General features: G+C 65.4%; 16 protein-coding genes. 7 read left to right on the forward strand and 9 right to left on the reverse strand.

Annotated features, from left to right (window positions below; genetic code table 11):
- Positions 1-3 precede the first annotated feature (3 nt).
- Positions 4-1,065 (reverse strand): ornithine cyclodeaminase, encoded by a 1,062-nt coding sequence (gene ocd / locus AC1Q64_RS11195; protein ID WP_492251375.1) that lies wholly within the window; start codon positions 1,063-1,065, stop codon positions 4-6.
- A gap of 200 nt (positions 1,066-1,265) precedes the next feature.
- On the opposite strand from ocd, the gene AC1Q64_RS11200 reads away from it, so the two are divergent.
- Positions 1,266-2,189: a hydroxymethylglutaryl-CoA lyase gene (locus tag AC1Q64_RS11200; RefSeq protein WP_492251376.1), complete on the forward strand. Its 924-nt coding sequence runs from the start codon at positions 1,266-1,268 to the stop codon at positions 2,187-2,189.
- Between the two features lie 63 nt (positions 2,190-2,252).
- Here AC1Q64_RS11200 and AC1Q64_RS11205 read toward each other — a convergent pair whose 3' ends face one another.
- Positions 2,253-2,507: an acyl-CoA-binding protein gene (locus AC1Q64_RS11205; RefSeq protein ID WP_055397012.1), complete on the reverse strand. Its 255-nt coding sequence runs from the start codon at positions 2,505-2,507 to the stop codon at positions 2,253-2,255.
- Between the two features lie 149 nt (positions 2,508-2,656).
- On the opposite strand from AC1Q64_RS11205, the gene AC1Q64_RS11210 reads away from it, so the two are divergent.
- On the forward strand, positions 2,657-4,291 hold the full coding sequence (locus AC1Q64_RS11210) for a wax ester/triacylglycerol synthase family O-acyltransferase (protein ID WP_492251377.1): 1,635 nt from the start codon (positions 2,657-2,659) through the stop codon (positions 4,289-4,291).
- Positions 4,292-4,341: 50 nt separating this feature from the next.
- On the forward strand, positions 4,342-4,881 hold the full coding sequence (locus tag AC1Q64_RS11215) for a DUF922 domain-containing Zn-dependent protease (RefSeq protein ID WP_492251378.1): 540 nt from the start codon (positions 4,342-4,344) through the stop codon (positions 4,879-4,881).
- Between the two features lie 57 nt (positions 4,882-4,938).
- Here AC1Q64_RS11215 and AC1Q64_RS11220 read toward each other — a convergent pair whose 3' ends face one another.
- A complete protein-coding gene (locus AC1Q64_RS11220; protein ID WP_492251379.1) occupies positions 4,939-5,547 on the reverse strand; it encodes a TetR/AcrR family transcriptional regulator in 609 nt (202 codons plus the stop codon).
- Positions 5,548-5,636: 89 nt separating this feature from the next.
- Here AC1Q64_RS11220 and AC1Q64_RS11225 point away from each other — a divergent pair, with 89 nt between their 5' ends.
- Entirely contained in the window at positions 5,637-6,104 is a 468-nt protein-coding gene (locus AC1Q64_RS11225; protein WP_492251380.1) for a nuclear transport factor 2 family protein, read from the forward strand.
- A 15-nt stretch (positions 6,105-6,119) separates the two neighbouring features.
- Here the strand turns inward: AC1Q64_RS11225 and AC1Q64_RS11230 are convergent, their stop codons facing one another.
- Complete coding sequence (locus tag AC1Q64_RS11230; protein ID WP_291439023.1) at positions 6,120-7,049, reverse strand: LysR family transcriptional regulator; 930 nt, start codon at positions 7,047-7,049, stop codon at positions 6,120-6,122.
- A 108-nt stretch (positions 7,050-7,157) separates the two neighbouring features.
- On the opposite strand from AC1Q64_RS11230, the gene AC1Q64_RS11235 reads away from it, so the two are divergent.
- Both AC1Q64_RS11235 and AC1Q64_RS11240 read left to right on the forward strand, forming a co-directional pair.
- The gene (locus tag AC1Q64_RS11235) at positions 7,158-8,324 is read left to right on the forward strand and encodes a mandelate racemase/muconate lactonizing enzyme family protein (RefSeq protein WP_291439021.1); all 1,167 of its coding nucleotides are present in this window, start codon (positions 7,158-7,160) and stop codon (positions 8,322-8,324) included.
- 38 nt (positions 8,325-8,362) lie between these two features.
- Positions 8,363-9,352, forward strand: a complete 990-nt coding sequence (locus AC1Q64_RS11240) for a tripartite tricarboxylate transporter substrate-binding protein (RefSeq protein WP_291439019.1) — start codon at positions 8,363-8,365, stop codon at positions 9,350-9,352.
- A 66-nt stretch (positions 9,353-9,418) separates the two neighbouring features.
- On the opposite strand, the gene AC1Q64_RS11245 is transcribed toward AC1Q64_RS11240, so the two are convergent.
- The 4 genes from AC1Q64_RS11245 to AC1Q64_RS11260 all read right to left on the reverse strand — a co-directional run bounded on the left by AC1Q64_RS11245 (position 9,419) and on the right by AC1Q64_RS11260 (position 14,789).
- The gene (locus tag AC1Q64_RS11245; RefSeq protein ID WP_492251381.1) at positions 9,419-11,059 is read right to left on the reverse strand and encodes a tannase/feruloyl esterase family alpha/beta hydrolase; all 1,641 of its coding nucleotides are present in this window, start codon (positions 11,057-11,059) and stop codon (positions 9,419-9,421) included.
- 186 nt (positions 11,060-11,245) lie between these two features.
- Positions 11,246-12,220 (reverse strand): helix-turn-helix transcriptional regulator, encoded by a 975-nt coding sequence (locus AC1Q64_RS11250; RefSeq protein WP_492251382.1) that lies wholly within the window; start codon positions 12,218-12,220, stop codon positions 11,246-11,248.
- A gap of 158 nt (positions 12,221-12,378) precedes the next feature.
- Positions 12,379-13,476 carry a M14 family metallopeptidase gene (locus tag AC1Q64_RS11255; protein ID WP_056059800.1) on the reverse strand — a complete coding sequence of 366 codons (1,098 nt, stop codon included), beginning with the start codon at positions 13,474-13,476 and terminating at the stop codon, positions 12,379-12,381.
- A gap of 101 nt (positions 13,477-13,577) precedes the next feature.
- Entirely contained in the window at positions 13,578-14,789 is a 1,212-nt protein-coding gene (locus tag AC1Q64_RS11260) for a M20 aminoacylase family protein (RefSeq protein ID WP_056059802.1), read from the reverse strand.
- A 76-nt stretch (positions 14,790-14,865) separates the two neighbouring features.
- On the opposite strand from AC1Q64_RS11260, the gene argE reads away from it, so the two are divergent.
- Entirely contained in the window at positions 14,866-16,023 is a 1,158-nt protein-coding gene (argE, locus tag AC1Q64_RS11265; RefSeq protein WP_056745734.1) for an acetylornithine deacetylase, read from the forward strand.
- A 48-nt stretch (positions 16,024-16,071) separates the two neighbouring features.
- Here argE and AC1Q64_RS11270 read toward each other — a convergent pair whose 3' ends face one another.
- Positions 16,072-17,220: an ABC transporter substrate-binding protein gene (locus AC1Q64_RS11270; protein ID WP_492251383.1), complete on the reverse strand. Its 1,149-nt coding sequence runs from the start codon at positions 17,218-17,220 to the stop codon at positions 16,072-16,074.
- Positions 17,221-17,278: the final 58 nt, after the last annotated feature.

Raw genomic sequence — 17,278 nt, forward strand, 5'->3', positions numbered from 1 at the left:
GCGTCAGGCAGCAGCGCGCAGCAAAGGGTTGCGCGTGTGCAGCAGCCCGAACAGGTTCTTGGGGTCTGACAGCTCCGGGATGAGTTCGATAGGGTGGCCCATGCCCAGCTCGGCCGCGGTATCGCGCAAGAAGCGCAGTGCAGAAAAGTCCTCCAGCGCAAAGCCCACCGAGTCGAACACCGTCACCGCCGCATCGCTGGCCCGGCCGGCGCATTGGCCTGCCAGCACCTCCCACAGCTCGGTCACAGCAAAGTCGGCAGGCAGCTGCTGGATGTCGCCTTCGATGCGGGTTTGCGGTGCGTATTCCACAAACACCTGCGCCTGCCGCAGCACGTCGGCATGCAGCTCGGTCTTGCCGGGGCAGTCGCCGCCCACTGCGTTGATGTGCATGCCGGGCGCCAGCATGTCGGGCGTGAGGATGGTGGCGTTGGTCTTGTCGGCCGTTACCGTGGTCACGATGTCGGCGCCGCGCACGGCCTCGGCGGAGCTGGTGCAGACCACGATGCGCAGGCCCGTGCCTTGCAGGTTGGCCTGCAGCTTGGCGGTGGCAGCCAGGTCGGTATCAAACAGCCGCAGCGTGGTGATGCCCAGCAGGTGGTGAAAGGCCAGCGCCTGGAACTCGCTTTGGGCGCCGTTGCCGATCAGCGCCATGGTGCGGCTGCCAGGCCGCGCAAGTGCGCGGGCGGCCACGGCCGACATGGCGGCGGTGCGCAGGGCGGTGGTGAGTGTGAGTTCACTCAGCAAAAGCGGAGCGCCCGTAGCCACATCGGCCAGCACGCCAAATGCCATCACCGTGGACAGGCCCCAGCGCGTGTTTTTGGGGTGGCCGTTGACGTACTTGAACGCATAGGTCTGGTTGTCGGCAATGGGCATGAGTTCGATCACGCCGTCGCGCGAATGGCTGGCCACACGCGCCGATTTATCGAACGCGCCCCAGCGCAGAAAGTCGGCATGGATGTAGTCGGCGATACCGTGCAGGCAGGCCTCGACGCCTTTGCGCCGCACCATGTCGATGACATCGGAGGCACTGAGGTAGCGGGTGGAAAAATGATGGTGTGAAGGCATGGCGCTTGTCTCCGAATGGGAATGGATACGGCTCCCTGCAGTGTCCCGAAGCGCCAAAACAATAGGAATCGCCCAATCTGCCGCATATTGCAGAGCTGTTTGCCGGTATGGCAGTCCAAACTGCCACTTTGTTCAAAAGCGCAAGACACCCTCTGGTGGCGCCAGCGCGCTATCCTCAGCGGCTTCATCCGCCCAGCACCATGACGCCTCCCCAAATACTCATCAGCGAAGTCGGCCCGCGCGATGGCCTGCAGTCCGTGCAAGCCACCATGCCCACGGCGGACAAGCTGCGCTGGATCGACGCCCTGGTGGCTGCGGGCCTGCGCGAGATCGAAGTCGGCTCGTTTGTCCCCGCACGCCTGCTGCCGCAGATGGCGGATGTGGCCGAGGTGGTGCGCCACGCGCTCACCTACCCCGGCATCACCGTGATGGCACTTGCGCCCAACCTGCGCGGCGCCGAGGCGGCGCTGGCGGCCGGGGTGCACAAGGTCACCCTGCCGGTATCGGCCAGCGCCGCCCATTCTCTGGCCAATGTGCGCAAGACGCGCGAAGCCATGGTCGAAGAAGTGCGTGCCGTGGCCAGGCTGCGCGACGCGCAGGCTCCCGGCAGCATGCTGGTGGAGGTGGGCTTGTCCACGGCCTTTGGCTGCACCCTGCAGGGCGAGGTGCCCGAAGACGATGTGATCTGGCTCGCAGGCCTGTGTGCCGAGGCTGGTGCCGATGAGGTGGGGTTGTCAGACACCAGCGGCATGGCCAACCCGGCCCAGGTGCGCCGCCTGTTCACGCGCCTGCGCGCTGAGCTGGGCGCCAAGGCCGGGGCTGCCCACATGCACAACACCCGGGGCCTGGGCCTGGCCAACTGCCTGGCGGCCTACGACGTGGGGGTGCGAACCTTTGATGCGTCGCTGGGCGGCCTGGGCGGCTGCCCCTATGCGCCGGGCGCGTCGGGCAACGTGGTGACGGAAGACCTGGTGTTCATGTTCGAAGCCATGGGCATTGCCACGGGGGTGGATCTGGAGCGCCTGATGGCCGCACGCGTGCCGCTGCAGGCGGGGCTGCCGGGAGAGCCGGTCTACGGCATGACGCCGGAAGCGGGACTGCCCAAGGGGTGGGTTCAGCGTTAGGCACCCTTGCACCCAAAGAAAAAGGCGACCGAGGTCGCCTTTTTCTTTGGAAGGAACACCGTATCAGCTCAGCGAGGTGATCAGGTCCACATACTGTTGCTTGGCCTCGTCGGCCCCCGTGCCCTTGAGCTTTTCCCAGGCGTCCCACTTGGCACGGCCCACCATGTCGGAGAAGCTGGGCTTCTTCTCGGTGTTGTCACCTGCGGTGGCTTGCTTGTAAAGCGCGTAGATCTTGAGCAGCGTGGCGTTGTCAGGACGCTCGCTCAGGTTCTTGGAATTGGCCACGGCGGCTTCGAAGGTGGCGTTGAGGTCGGCCATGTCGGTGTGCTCCTTGGGATATGTGGGGGGAGGGAAAGAACGGTGTCGGCAAGGGTTTGCTGCGTTGTATCTTACGGGCTGAGCATAGCCCGGGGCCGCTCAATCCATAGAGGCAAGCCCCCAAAAATCAAACAACAGGTGTACATCTGATGGTGACCCGCATTCCAGCCCCCCGCAAAGCCGCGCCCGGCACTGGTCAGAACCCCTTGCGCAAGGTGCGCGACCAAGCCCCCGAGGTGGCACGCAAGGCCGCCCAGGCCCTGCCCCCCGCAGCCCGCAAGGCCGCCACCGTGGTGCAGAAGAACGTGCGCCGCGCGGCCACCGGCATGCTGGGCCTGTCGGGCGAGCGCATGAGCAAGGTCGATACCGCCTGGCTGCGCATGGACTCGCACAGCAACCTGATGATGATCAACGGGGTGTGGACCTTGTCGCCCGGCATCACCTGGGAGGCCCTGTGCGACCGCGTGCAGCAGCGCCTGCTGCAGTACCCGCGCTTTCGCCAGCGCGTGGTGGAAGATGCCGCAGGCGCCACCTGGGTGGAGGACCGCAACTTCGACATCGCCGCACATGTGCTGCGTGAGAAGCTGCCCCACCAACAAGGCCACAGCATGCAGCGCGCGCTGCAGGACCGCGTGGGCGAACTCGCCATGCAGCCGCTAGATACCCGCCGGCCGCTGTGGCAGATGCACCTGATCGAAGACTTTGTCGGTGACGACGGCGCCAAGGGTAGCGCGCTCATCGTGCGCATCCACCACTGCATTGCCGACGGCATTGCACTCATCTCGGTGACCATGTCGCTGGTCGATGGCGGCTCCGAGCCCCCCAAACGCAAACCCCGGGCCGACAAGGACGGCGCCACCGCCGAGGACTGGATCGCCGACGCACTCATCAAGCCCTTCACCGGCCTCACCGTCAAGGCCCTGGATCTGGCGGGCGACAGCGCTGCCAAGTCGTTGCAGATGCTGGGCGACCCGGAAAAGGCCATGCACCACGGACTGGCCGGCACCATGGACATGGCCCGCGTGGCCTACCAGCTCGTCAGCGATGCGGCGGCATTGGCGCTCATGCCCGACGACTCCCCCACGCGCCTCAAGGGCCAGCCCGGCAGCGCCAAGCGCGTGGCCTGGTGCCCGCCGATCCCGCTGGAGGAGGTCAAGGCCATCGGCAAGGCACTCAACTGCTCCATCAACGACGTGCTGCTGTCATGCGTGGCGGGCGCCATCGGCGGCTACCTGCGCAGCCAGGGAGACGACCCTACGGGCCAGGAGATTCGCGCGATGATCCCGGTCAACCTGCGCCCCATGGAGGAGGCGTGGAAGCTGGGCAACCGCTTTGGCCTGGTGCCGCTGGTGCTGCCGATTGGCGTGGCCAACCCTGTCGAGCGCGTGTACGAGGTGCGCAAGCGCATGAATGCGCTCAAGGGCAGTACCCAGCCCATCCTGGCATTTGCCATGCTGGCCGTGGCGGGCCTGATGATCAAGCCTGCGCAGGATGCGCTGCTCAACCTGTTCGGCCGCAAGACCACGGCCGTGATGACCAATGTGCCCGGGCCCAAGGAGCAGCTGACACTGTGTGGCTCACGTGTCACGCAGTGCATGTTCTGGGTGCCGCAGTCGGGTGACATTGGCCTCGGTGTCTCCATCCTGAGCTACGGTGGAGGCGTCCAGTTTGGCGTGATCACCGACACCACTTTGTGCCCCGAGCCGCAGCAGATCATCGACGCCTTTGCACCCGAGTTCGACCAGCTGTCGCTGCTCACGCTGATGCTGCCGTGGGGCGACTGACTGCATCGGTGCTGCCGCGTATGCCGCCCTGCTCGCGTCTGAGGTGGGTGGTGGCCTTTCTGCTGTCTGCAGGCGGAGCGCACGCGGCCGTCGAAGAAGAAAGCACCCAGCGGCCCTACGTGGTGCGCGCCCAGCCCGGAGAGACACTGCGCGAGGCCCTGCATGCTGCAACCCCCATTTCGGTGGGTGGACAGCGCTTTCATGGCTACACCCGCTGGAACGTGCGCTGGACCTTCCGCTGGTGGCGCGAAGCCTCGGGCCGCTGTGCGATCACCGAGGTCAAGACCCGGCTGCGCACTGAAGTGCAACTGCCCGAGCTGCTGACAGCCAGCCAGGAACAGCGGGCAGTTTTTGATCGGTATGTGCAGGCGCTGTCCCACCATGAGCAAGGCCATGTGCAGATCGGGCGCGACGCAGCACAAGCCATCGACCAGGCCATCCGCCAGATGCCCGCAGCGTCCGATTGCGCCACCCTCGAGCGCGATGCCAACGCGCTGGGTCACCGGCTACTGCAGGACCATGTGGCGCGCGAAAAGCAGTATGACCAGCGCACGCGCCACGGTGCCACACAAGGTGCCCGGCTGAACTGAATACGCGGACTGCCGTCAGCAGGGTTGGCCTAGGCCGGCAAGCCCCTCTTCAAAGGCTCACCCTTCGCGTGGGGCCAGCGCAGGCACCAGGGCATTCGTCAGGCGGGACACCGTGGCCACAACCGCCCGCACGGGTTCGCCCATCTGCACGCGCACGATCGCGCCTTCCACCACTAGCGTCAGCGCTTGTGCATCCTGCGTCTGTTGGGCAGACACAGGTAGCAAGGTGGCGAGCAACGCCGTCATTTCGAGCTTGTGGCGCCTCGCGATCTCCACCACTTCCGGGACGGTCTCCCCCAGCTCGCTCACGCTGTTGATGAAGGCACAGCCCCGAAAGTGCTCACTGCCGAGCCACTCGGCCAGGGCCGGTGCCAGGGCGTGCACGCGATGCGCTCCTTGGCGCAGCGTCTTTCCGTGGCGCTGCAACGCGTCGGAAAACCAGGCCACCCAGCCCGCGTGCCGGTACTCCAGATACGCACAAATGAGGGCGTTCTTGCTCGGGAAGTGGCGGTAAAAGGTGACCTTGGTCACGCCAGATTCCGCGATCACCCGGTCGATGCCCGTGGCCCGAATACCGTCTTGGTAAAACAGCGCATGCGCGGTGTGCAGCAGACGGTCTCGGGGGGGCAGGTCTTGCCAGCCGGGAGGGAGCGGATCAAAGGTCATTCGCCCATTGTAGACAAGTCTGTCTACATGACTTTATGATGGCACGTAGACAGACCTGTCCACATCAACCCTTCACCGTCGAGGTTCCCATGGAAACACGCCCGCCTTTGCCCCCCTTTACACAACACACCGCTGTCCAGAAAGTGCGCCTGGCCGAAGATGGCTGGAACTCGCGCGACCCTGCGCGCGTGGCCCTGGCCTATACCGAGGACACGCGCTGGCGCAACCGCGCAGAGTTCCCCGTTAGCCGCGAGGCCGCGCGGCAGTTTCTCGAACGCAAATGGGCGCGCGAACTGGACTACAGGCTCATCAAGGAACTGTGGGCGTTCAGCGGCCACCGCATCGCCGTGCGGTTTGCCTACGAATGGCACGACGACGCTGGCCAGTGGTACCGCAGCTATGGCAACGAGAACTGGGAGTTCAACGACGCAGGTCTGATGGCCGTGCGCCACGCGAGCATCAACGATCTGCCCATCGACCAGGCAGATCGGTTGTTCTTCTGGCCACCGGGGCGGCGCCCGGACGACCATCCGGGGCTGAGCGATCTGGGGCTGTAAAACCAGAGACGCGATTTACTCCAGGTGGGGCCCTGAAGCGCTGCCCTGTACCGACTGGGCCACCGCATTCCAGAGCGCTTCTGCCGCAGGCCCCAGTTGTGCATGGGTCCGGTACAACCTGATCTCCAGATCTACATTCCAGCTGTCAGGGCCTGCAGCCAGCAGTCTGCCTGCCGCCAAGTCAGCATCAACCAGGCTGCGAGGCAGCCAGGCCATCCCCCGCCCGTCCAGCGCCATGGTCCTCAAGACGGACGCCAGATGGGCCGTGAAAACCGTTTGTGTGTGCGCTGCCCGCAGTGCCCCCTCGCTGGTTTTCTGCAGGATGTTTCCCAACCCGGAGTCCACGCTGTAGGCCAGGAGAGGCGCTATCGCCCCAGAATGCTCCGGCCGGTGAAGGGCTAGGCCATCAGGCCCCGCAGCACAAACGGGGAGCAGGACATCGCAGCCCACGCAGAGGGACGGATATCCCTCTATCTCCAATGGCCCTGGCGCCTGGGCATGCGCATGGCACAGCACAAACTGCACCTTGCTCTGGGCCAGCAGTGCCTCACACCGGTGCAGCATGTCGGACTCCAGCTGCAGCGTGCCTGCCATGGTGTGCGCTTCAAAACTGCGCAGCCAGCCCGGCATGAAGGTCAGCGACAAAGCATGTGTTGCGGCAAATCGCAGGCTCTTGGAATTCGCCTCCGCCACTGCACGCGCTGCACCCGGCAATCGCGCCACTTCGGCGAGCAAATCGGGCGCCACCCCTTGAAACCACTGCCCAGCCACTGTGAGTTTGACTGGTTGTGTGCTGCGGTCAAACAGCTCGGCGCCCAGCCACTCCTCCAGCGCCCGCACCCGGCGGCCAAACGCGGGCTGCGTCATGTGGCGATCTTCCGCCGCGCGCGAGAAGTTTCCGATCGAGGCCAACACCATGAAATCTTCGAGCCAGGAGATGTGCATAGCCGGTGCCTTGAAAGCATTGAAGAGAAGAAAAACGGCATTGGTCAAACGCTGCGCGGCTGCGGATCATACCGATCCCGACATTCGTTTCGATACACGGAGCAAGCCATGAAGATCGTTGAAATCAGAGAGAAAACCATCCCCATCAGTTCGCCCATCCGCAACGCCTACATCGACTTCAGCAAGATGACGCTGAGCCTGGTGGCCGTGATCACTGACGTGATTCGCGACGGAAAACCTGTGGTGGGCTATGGCTTCAATTCGAATGGCCGCTATGGCCAGGGCAAGCTGATGCGCGAGCGCTTCATCCCGCGTGTGCTCGAAGCCAATCCAGACTCCCTGATCGACGACAGCGGCAAGAACCTTGACCCGCACAAGATCTGGAACGCCATGTTCACCAACGAAAAGCCTGGCGGCCATGGCGAGCGCTCGGTCGCCATCGGCACCATCGACATGGCCGTGTGGGATGCGGTGGCCAAGATTGAAGGCAAGCCACTGTTCCAGCTGTTGGCCGACCGCTATGGCAACGGCACGCCCAACCGCAAGATCTTCGTCTATGCGGCTGGCGGCTACTACTACCCCGGCCAGGACCACGGCAAGCTCAAGGACGAGATGAAGAGCTACATAGACCGGGGCTACACCGTGGTGAAGAAGAAGATTGGCGGCGCCTCGCTCGACGAGGACCTGCGCCGCATCGACTCCATCCTCAGCGTGCTGCAGGACGGCCAGAAGCTGTGCGTGGATGCCAACGGCCGCTTCGACCTGGACACCGCCATCCAGTACGCCAAGGCGCTCTCGCAGTACGACCTGTTCTGGTACGAGGAGCCTGGCGACCCGCTCGATTTCGAGCTGCAGGCCACGCTGCGCCACTACTACAAGAACCCCATGGCCACGGGTGAAGACCTGTTCTCGATGCAGGACGCACGCAACCTGATCCGCTATGGCGGCATGCGCCCCGACCGCGACTGGCTGCAGTTTGACTGTGCGCTGAGCTACGGGCTGGTGGAATACCTGCGCACGCTCGACATGCTGAAGGAACACGGCTGGTCAGCCAGCCGCTGCATTCCGCACGGCGGCCACCAGATGTCGCTGAACATCGCCGCTGGCCTGGGCCTGGGCGGCAACGAGTCCTACCCCGACCTGTTCCAGCCCTTTGGCGGCTTCCCGGACGGCGTGCAGGTAGTGAACGGCCACGTGACGCTGCCGGACCTGCCCGGCATCGGCTTCGAAGGCAAGGCCGACCTGTACGCACAGATGCAGGCGCTGTCCGCCTGACCATCGCCCTCAAAACACAAACAGAAGGAGACAACGTCATGGGCATTCTGAAGCAAGGAGCTGCAGCCGCAGCCATCGGACTCATCGCCGCCAGCAGCACTACCAGCACGTGGGCGGAGTTTCCGGACAAGCCCGTCACGCTGGTAGTCCCGTTCTCTGCTGGGGGCCCCAGCGACAAGATAGCCCGAGACCTTGCCGAGGCCCTGCGCAAGCCCCTGGCGCAGACCGTGATCGTGGACAACACTGCCGGAGCGGGTGGCACAGTTGGTGCAGCACGCGTCGCGCGCGCTGCACCAGATGGCTACACCTTGCTGGTGCACCACATTGGCATCTCCACCGCGCCCGCGCTGTACAAGAAGCTACCCTACAAGACCCTGGAGGACTTCGAGTACCTCGGACTGATCAATGAGGCACCGTCCGCCCTGATCGGCAAACCCGGCCTCGCGGCCAGCAACTTTGCCGATCTGCGCCAGTGGATCAGCGCCAACGATGGCAAGGTCAACATCGCCAACGCCGGCGTGGGCTCGGCATCCCACCTGTGCGGGCTGGTCCTGCAGGCCAGCTTGCGATCGAAGATGACCTTCGTACCCTACAAGGGCACGGCGCCTGCCATGACCGACCTGATGGGGGGGCAGGTGGACCTGATGTGCGAGCAGGCCACCAACGCCGTGCCCCAGATCGAGGCGAGAAAAGTCAAGATCTACGGCGTTACCAGCAAGCAACGGATGGCGCTGCCGACATTGGCGCAGACGCCTACCTTGGCGGAGGCAGGGTTGGTGGGCTTCGAAATGTCGGTGTGGCATGGGGTGTATGCACCCAAGGGCACGCCGAAAGCCGTTCTGGAGAAGCTGAATGCAGCCATTCGCACCGCACTCAAGGACCCCGAACTCATCCAGCGCGAAGAAGCACTGGGAGTGCGCGTGGTGACCGACGCACGCCTGGAACCCGCAGAGCACAAGAAGTATGTGGAAAGCGAAATGCGCCGCTGGGCCAAGATCATCAAGGACTCCGGCGAAACTGCCGATTGATGCATGCAAGAAACAGCAAGGGCACGCCCCAAGGCGCGTCCTTGCCGTCGGCCATCCACGGATGGCTCAGGTCGCAGAGCAGGTGAAGCTCTCCGCCTTGCTCGCATCACCCGTGCCGTTGTAGCGCGGGAGCTTGGGGTACTCGCACACCGGGCGCTGGGCCACGGGTGTGCTGGTGCCGGGGGAGAACTTCGTGGCGACCAGCTTGTCAGGCGCCGCGCCCTTTTCCACCCAGGCGTCCATGGCGGCGAGCAGGTCGATGGAGCGCGGCTCGGTGCCTGCGCCGTCCAGGTCATGCCCGTTGGAGGGCGAGGTGACCATGCGCGCAAAGCCCTGCACCTTGCTGGCGCCCAGGCGCTGCTTGACCGTGTCGAAATAGTCTGCCGTGCGGTACAGCGACACGCAGGTGTCGCCCAGGCCGTACCAGATCAGCAGCTTGCCGCCGTTGTCGGCAAAGGCGGAGATGTCGGGGTCCGTGCCATCGATCATCTCGGCCAGCCGCGCGTACTGCGCCTGGTACTGCGTGGGGTCGTGGCTCAGGATGTTGGCGTTGGGGTTGCCCTCCACCAGGCGCGCGGCTTCCGTTACGGCCATGTGGTTGAACGAATCGGGCGTGTCAAAGCTGGTGCCGAACATGTACGACTGCCAGTCCGACGTGGACGCCCCGCCCCGGCCATAGCGCGGGTAGCCCACGGCACCGCGCGACAGGGTCACGGGTGTCTTGTGGTCGCTGTAGATGAGGCGGATGGATTCGATCTGGCCGGCCGTGAGGCAGCTGTCGTTGTCCGCACCCTGGCACAGCAGCTCGGTGGGCACGTAGTTGCACGCCTCGATGTTGCCGATGATGCCGTCCTTCAGGCCATCGAGGCCATCACACGCCGCCACCTCGGCTTTGGCATACAGCGCGATCTTGGCGGGGCTCATCCAGTTGTCGCGGCTCTTGAAGATGTGGCGCAGCACCGTGGGCCCCAGGTTGACCTGGTGCGCCTGCTGGCTGATGGCGGGCTCCATGGCCACCACGCCGTCGTAGTCCTTGGGGTACTTCTGCGTGGAGATAAGCCCCGACCGACCGCCGTTGGAATGGCCCATGTGGTAGCGCCGCACGGGGCGCTTGCCATAGAACTCGGTGGCGATGGAAGTGCCCACCTCCAGCACGAAATGGTTGGCGTCGAACGCGTGGTTGCGCAGCGCCACGTCGCTCTTGCCCCAGGCAAAGCCGCGGATCTGGTGGCCGGAGTCGGAGCTGATCTTCACGTACGGGTTGGCCGACGGGCCCACCAGCTGCTGGTACCACGGGTCGTCGGTGGGGATGAAGCCGTCAAAGCCACCACCACCAATGGTCAGCGTCTTGCCGTTCCACTGGGTCAGCGTGGGCAGCTCCACCGCCCAGTTGATGGTGGACTCGGGCGACGAGACGATCTGCCCGCGCACGATGCACACGTCGGGCAACGTGCCCTCGGCCTTGCGCAGCTCGGTACGGGTGACCTTGGCGCCATGGGGCAAGGCGGTGGATGCGTAGGCGGCGCAGGCCTCAGCCAGGGGCTTGCTGGCCAGCGGGGGATTGGCGTCGCTGCCGCCGCCGCAGGCGGTCAGGGCCAGGGCTGCCACAGTACCCAGGGTGCAGGCAGCGGTCCATCGCCCTGCGCGTGCCAGGGGGTGAGGGTGGCGCCGGGGCGCCACGGCGAAGGGGTGGGGGTTCGGGAACATGCAAGGGTCTCCTGTTATGGCGGTTCTTCAGGAGCCCAGGCCGGGCGGCGGTCTGGCCCGCACCGGTGTCTGGACTCCGGTGCGGACGATAGGAAAAGGCGGCGCGGTTGCAGCCTCTGCAAATGCAGAGGGAGCGGGAAACTACCGAGCCCTGCAAACCCGCGCGGGCCCCCCCGCAGCCGCTCGCTACTGGTGGCGCAGTGCGGCCACCAGCTCCAGCTTGTTGCTCACGCCCAGCGCGGCATAGGCCGTGCGCAGGTAGGTGCGCACCGTGGCGGGCGTGAGGCCCAGCGTGGCCGCAATGTCCTTGTGCGAGCGGCCCTGGGCGTACAGCATGGCGGCACTCAACTCGCGCGGTGCCAGGGCTTGCTTGTGCTGGCGCGACGCTAGGCTCACGGCCACCAGTGGCCCGCAGGGCTCCAAGCGCAGGCGGCAGGCCTTGCCCACCGACAGGGTGCAGGGCGCACCCGCCAGCGCCTGCGCCACCACCGGAGGCAGGTGGGTGCCGTGCCAGCCGGGGCTGGCTTCGCCCAACGCCCGGCTGATGCGCAGCCCGGCAAACAGCAGTTCGCCCGACGGCCGGGCCAGGGCAAAGCTGTCCCAGGGGCGGCCGGGCGTGTCGCTTTGCAGGCGCTGCAGACGGTGGTGCCATTGCTGCAGCAGGTGCAGGACGAATTCGCCGAACAGCACGGTCTCTCCGTCCGAGAATTCCGGCCGCGCTGGCGGGCGGTAGATGGAGACAAAAAACATGAGCCCGCTGTGGGGCAGCTCGGCCGTGAGGGCCATACAGTGGTACAGGCCGTGGCGCTGGCTGAAGGCGGCCACCTCCGGGTGCTCGGGTAACGGGCCCACCACGTCACGCTCACGGATCACCACCCCCAGCTGCTGCATGGACTGCAGCCCAAACAGGTCCACCGCCGCCAGCGCATTCCACTCCTCGGCAAAGCTGCGGCTCAGGCCAATGCTGCCGTGCAGCCAGTTGCGGGGTGCCACCTGCACATCGCCCGCCGAGACCTCGCCCCACCAGGCGGAATCAAAAGGCACCAGCCCCTGCAAGGTCTGCATGGCCTGGTGCAGCAAGTCCTGCGGGGCCACCTGCTGGGCTTGCTCCGACAGCCGGAGCAGGCTGCGGCTCAGCGCGCGCAGAGGGTCAGAGGCCATGGTGTCTCCTGGTTTTTGGAGGCGATGGTAGCCGCCACAGGGTGGCTACCCCAACCCCCCGTAAACCCAGAGCGTCCGCACGACCTCAGCGCAACACTACGATATTGATAGCAACTCAGCCATATAGCACTAGCGCCTGAGGCCTCTGGAACACAAAATCAGGCCGTCAACCCGTCCACTGCCTGGAACATCGACTGCCGTGCCTGGCTGATGATCTGGCCCTTCCACGCGTCCGTGTCGGTGTAGAAGGCCGCCAGCATTTGCGCCTTGATCTGGGCAGCCTTGTCAGCCGGAGTTTCGGGGTGCAGTTGGAGCCATTGCTCGGCACGGATGGCGTTCATCACGTCGAGCACGGGCACGGTGCCGTACTCCATGGCAATGCCGGTGTACTCGGCGTGGGGGCACTCGTCGTAGATCGAGGTCCACATCAGGCCGGTGAGGAAGGCCGAGGTGGACGAGCCGTCATAGATGGAGGTGACCGGCGTGGCGCCGCCGCCGTCCCACCAGGCGCGCGCGCGGGCCACGGCCACGGCGTTGTCATTGCCCGCATAGATGCGCTCGCCATGGCCGCTGGGGCCCAGGCCCGTGTGCAGGTCGATCCAGGCGATCTTCGACGCGGCCGCACCGTGCTGGCGCAGCACCTGGCGCAGCGTGCGGTTGCTCCAGGTGGGCTCGGTGCCGCCAAAGAACACTCCCTGCGGAAACTCGTGCTGGCCTTGCGAGATGGCGGCCTGCCACGCGGCCTCGCCCTTGTTGGCGATGTACTCCGCCACCGCTGCCTGGTTCTCAGGGCCGGGTGGCCACTGCTCGGGCAGCAGCAGGGGCTGCACCTCGCGGTAGGCCGTGTTCACGGGCAGGGGCTTGCTGAAGTCCTGGAAGTTGCGGTTCAGGTCCACGTTCTCGTGTGTGAAGCGGCGCACGTGCGAGAAGCCATACGGGTTGAGCGCGTGGATGTAGAGCGTGGCCACACCGGCATCGCGCGCCTTGGCGCGCCACTCGGCATCGTGCAGCGCAAACACCTGCACGCCGCTGCCGCAGTAGCCCTCGACGCCATGGCAGGCGCTGCTCACGATGAGCAGCTTTTTGGCATCGGCCGGGCCGTCGCGCACCACGTCCATGGCCAGGTCTTCGCCATCGCGGCCCTTGAGCGGGTGGGCGTGCGATTCGATGGACAGGCCGGCGGCTGCAGCGGCCTCCAGAAACTTTGTGCGCGCCTGGGCGTAGCTGGGCGAGAAGGCTTCAACGATTCCGGTCATGGGCAGGGCTTTCAGGAGTCAGTGGGAAGACAAAAAGAAAACCCGGGCACGCGCGCTGCGCACGCCCGGGTGGAGGAGGATCAACGGCGCGTCAAGCTGCTTCAGGCCACTTTGGCGGGCTGGGCCAGCCATTCCTCGGCCAGCTTGACCCAGTAGGTCGCGCCCAGCGGGATCAGGTCGTCGTTGAAGTCGTAGCTGGGGTTGTGCAGCATGCAGGGGCCACCGCCGTGGCCCATCTCGCGGTGGGCGCCGTCGCCGTTGGCAATGAAGCAGTACGCACCGGGCTTGGCCTGCAGCATGTAGGCAAAGTCTTCAGCGCCCATGGTGGGCTCCTGAACCACCACACGCTCTTCCCCCACGATGCCGGTCATGACCTTGCGGGCAAATTCGGCCTCGGCGGGCGAGTTGACGGTGGGTGGGTAGTTGCGCACGAACTCGAACTCGCAGGTGGCATCGTGCGCAGCGCAGTGGTTCTCGGCGATCTGGCGCATGCGCTTTTCAATGAGGTCCGTCACTTCGGTGGTGAAGGTGCGCACCGTGCCCTGCAGCTCGACGCTGTCGGGAATCACGTTGGTGGCCTCGCCCGCGTGGATCATGGTGACCGAGATCACGCCGGCGTCCACGGGCTTCTTGTTGCGGCTGATGATGGTCTGGAAGGACTGCACCATGCCGCAGGCAATCGGCACCGGGTCGATGCCGGTGTGCGGCAGCGCCGCATGGCCGCCCTTGCCACGCAGGGTGATCTTGAACTCGCTGGTCGATGCCATCACCGGGCCGGGGCTCACGGCAAAGGTGCCCACCGGCATGCCGGGCCAGTTGTGCATGCCGTACACGGCTTCCATGGGGAACTGCTCGAACAGGCCGTCCTCGATCATCACGCGGGCCCCGCCGCCGCCCTCTTCGGCGGGCTGGAAGATCAGGTACACGGTGCCGTCGAAATTGCGGTGCTTGGCAAAGTGCTGCGCCGCCGCCAGCAGCATGGCCACGTGGCCGTCATGGCCGCAGGCGTGCATCTTGCCCTGGTGTTTGCTGGCGTGGGCGAAGGTGTTGAACTCCTGCATGGGCAGTGCGTCCATGTCGGCGCGCAGGCCAATCGCGCGGCCACTGGCGCCGCCATCGCGCCCCTTGACGATGCCCACCACGCCCGTTTTGCCCATACCCCGGTGGATGGGAATGCCCCACTCGGTGAGCTTTTGCGCCACCACGTCGGCGGTGCGCACCTCTTCGAAGCACAGCTCGGGGTGGGCGTGAATGTCCCGGCGCACCGCTGCAATACTGGCCGCCTGGGTGACGATGGAGTCAATAACGTTCATGATATGTGTCCTTACGATCTCACAGTCTAGCCCGACAGCAACACACGTGCCAACCCGGGTTATTCGCTAGCCACCCATGATTTCTGCCCACGCCCTCGAACTTGCGCAAACCCTGGTGCGCATGAACACCGTCAGCCATAACTCCAATCTGGAGCTGATCCATTTCATCCGCGACCACCTGGCCAAGCTGGGCGTGAAAAGCCGCCTGACCTTCAACGACGACAAGACCAAGGCCAACCTGTTCGCCACCCTGGGCGAGGGCAAGCCGGCGGGTGTGATCCTTTCGGGTCATACCGACACGGTGCCGTGGGATGGACAGGACTGGACCATGGACCCGCTGAGTGCCCTGGTCAAGGACGGCAACCTGTACGGGCGCGGCAGTGCCGACATGAAGGCCTTTATTGGCATTGCCGTGTCGCACGCAGAACAGTTCCTGAACAGCGACGCGCCTTTTGCGGTCCATCTGGCATTCAGCTACGAAGAGGAGATCGGCTGCTTTGGCGTGAAGGAACTCATCGCCGACCTGCGCGACGCGAACATCAAGCCCCTGGCCTGCATCGTGGGCGAGCCCACCAGCATGATCCCCGCCATCGCGCACAAGGGTGTGTACCGCTACAAGTGCTGCGTGCGTGGCAAGGAGGCGCATTCGTCCCTCACGCCGCATTCGGTCAACGCCATCGAGATGGCCGCCCGCGTGGTGGGCCGGGTGCGCGACATGGCGGAAGACTTTGAAAAGAACGAGCCCCGCTTTGAGGGCTTTGACGTGCCGTTCTCGACCAGCAGCGTGGGCCAGTTCCACGGCGGCATTGCCGACAACGTGGTGCCGCGCGACGCCGAGTTCCGCTACGAGTTCCGCGACCTGCCCACGGCCAACGCCGCGCAAATGCAGTCCGAGGTGGTGGCCTACGCCAAATCGCTGGAGCCCGCCATGAAGAAGGTGGCGCCTGCAGCGGGTTTCGAGTTCGAGACCATCTGCGAAATCCCGAGCTTCCTGGGCAGCAAGGACGACCCGGTGACGCGCCTGGCGCAAGAGCTGTCGGGCGAAAAAGGCACCACCCTGGTGGCCTTTGGCACCGAAGCGGGGCTGTTCAAGAACGCGGGCATCTCCACCGTGGTGTGTGGCCCCGGCAGCATCCAGCAGGCCCACCAGCCCGACGAGTACGTGAGCCTGGAGCAGCTGGGACGCTGCGAGGCGTTCATGCAGGGGCTGGCGCGCACGCGCACGCTGGGCTGATCGCTTCGGGGCGGCGGGGGCCGGCGCGCGCCCGCCCCCCGTTCGGGATCAGGTCCTGACCCGGCCGTCCCCCGTCAGCATCGACATCTCGACAAACTTCGAGGCTGCGTGGCTGGTGCCACTGAACGACACCGGAAAGCCCGAGATCACCTGGTTGCCGATGGACTCGGTGCCCGTGATGAAGCTCTCGCGCGTGACCTTTCCGCCGGCCTGGGCCTGGCGCAGGCCCTCGGCGAACACGCGGGCGGCCAGATAGCCTTCCATGCTGGAGTAGTTGGGCTGCACCTTGTCGCCGCCCTTCTTGATGGTCTCCAGAAACTCGCGCGTGATCTGGCGTGAGGGCTGGTAGGGCGAGGGCACCACCTGCGACACCACCACACCCGCACCGTCCTTGCCCAGTTCGTCGGCCAGCGCCTGCGTACCCACAAACGACACGTTGTAGAACGTACCGCCAAAGCCCGCCTTGCGCGCAGCGCGCACAAAAGCGGCGGCCGACGCGTAGGCCGTGATCTGCACCACCGCATCGGGCGTGGCGGGCACCAGCTTGTCCACGGCCGCTTTCACATCGGTGGAATTGCGCTCTACCGTGGCCGTCGCCACAGGGGTCAGCTTCAGCTCGGCCAGCGCACGGGTCACACCGTCGAGCCCTGCCTTGCCATAAGCATCGTTCTGGTAGAACACCGCAATCTTCTTGAGCCCCAGATTGGTGAGCTGGCGCACGATGAGCGCGGTTTCGTCGTAATAGGACGCACGCACATGAAAGATCAGCCGGTTGAACGGCTGGCGCAGCGCCTCGGCCCCCGTGAAGGGGCCAAAAAACGGCACCTTCTCCTTGGTGAACAAGGGCAGCGCGGCCAGGCTGGTGGGCGTGCCGATGTAGCCAAACAGGGCAAACACCTCGTCGGCAATCAGCTTGCGGGTGTTCTCGGCGCAGCGCTCGGGCTCATAGCCGTCGTCCATGGTGCGGATCTCCACCATGCGCTTGCCCACGCCGCCCTGGGCGTTGAGCTGGTCAAAAAAGAGCTTGGCACCCTGGTTGAACTGCACGCCCAGCTGGGCGGCAGGCCCGGTGAAGGCGGCGGACTGCCCCAGCACGATACGGCCTTCGCCCTGGGCCCGTGCCAGGCCAAAACCACCGATAGCCGCTGCCCCCAAGCCAACCGAAAACTGCCTGCGCCCCAATACTGCGTGGTTCATGGTGAAATCTCTGCTCTTGTATGAAGTGGAGGGCATGCCCCTCTGCGCTGCCGGTAGG

It is taken from the genome of Acidovorax sp. GW835-FHT14G06 (assembly GCF_058793595.1).

Excerpts from the sequence above, each read along its gene's own strand:
- AC1Q64_RS11205 (WP_055397012.1), bottom strand. The coding sequence starts at position 2,507 with ATGGCCGACCTCAACGCCACCTTCGAAGCCGCCGTGGCCAATTCCAAG.
- AC1Q64_RS11200 (WP_492251376.1), top strand. The coding sequence starts at position 1,266 with ATGACGCCTCCCCAAATACTCATCAGCGAAGTCGGCCCGCGCGATGGC.
- AC1Q64_RS11235 (WP_291439021.1), top strand. The coding sequence starts at position 7,158 with ATGAAGATCGTTGAAATCAGAGAGAAAACCATCCCCATCAGTTCGCCC.
- argE (WP_056745734.1), top strand. The coding sequence starts at position 14,866 with ATGATTTCTGCCCACGCCCTCGAACTTGCGCAAACCCTGGTGCGCATG.
- AC1Q64_RS11255 (WP_056059800.1), bottom strand. The coding sequence starts at position 13,476 with ATGACCGGAATCGTTGAAGCCTTCTCGCCCAGCTACGCCCAGGCGCGC.
- AC1Q64_RS11230 (WP_291439023.1), bottom strand. The coding sequence starts at position 7,049 with ATGCACATCTCCTGGCTCGAAGATTTCATGGTGTTGGCCTCGATCGGA.
- AC1Q64_RS11245 (WP_492251381.1), bottom strand. The coding sequence starts at position 11,059 with ATGTTCCCGAACCCCCACCCCTTCGCCGTGGCGCCCCGGCGCCACCCT.
- AC1Q64_RS11225 (WP_492251380.1), top strand. The coding sequence starts at position 5,637 with ATGGAAACACGCCCGCCTTTGCCCCCCTTTACACAACACACCGCTGTC.
- AC1Q64_RS11260 (WP_056059802.1), bottom strand. The coding sequence starts at position 14,789 with ATGAACGTTATTGACTCCATCGTCACCCAGGCGGCCAGTATTGCAGCG.
- AC1Q64_RS11240 (WP_291439019.1), top strand. The coding sequence starts at position 8,363 with ATGGGCATTCTGAAGCAAGGAGCTGCAGCCGCAGCCATCGGACTCATC.
- AC1Q64_RS11210 (WP_492251377.1), top strand. The coding sequence starts at position 2,657 with ATGGTGACCCGCATTCCAGCCCCCCGCAAAGCCGCGCCCGGCACTGGT.
- ocd (WP_492251375.1), bottom strand. The coding sequence starts at position 1,065 with ATGCCTTCACACCATCATTTTTCCACCCGCTACCTCAGTGCCTCCGAT.
- AC1Q64_RS11220 (WP_492251379.1), bottom strand. The coding sequence starts at position 5,547 with ATGACCTTTGATCCGCTCCCTCCCGGCTGGCAAGACCTGCCCCCCCGA.
- AC1Q64_RS11270 (WP_492251383.1), bottom strand. The coding sequence starts at position 17,220 with ATGAACCACGCAGTATTGGGGCGCAGGCAGTTTTCGGTTGGCTTGGGG.
- AC1Q64_RS11250 (WP_492251382.1), bottom strand. The coding sequence starts at position 12,220 with ATGGCCTCTGACCCTCTGCGCGCGCTGAGCCGCAGCCTGCTCCGGCTG.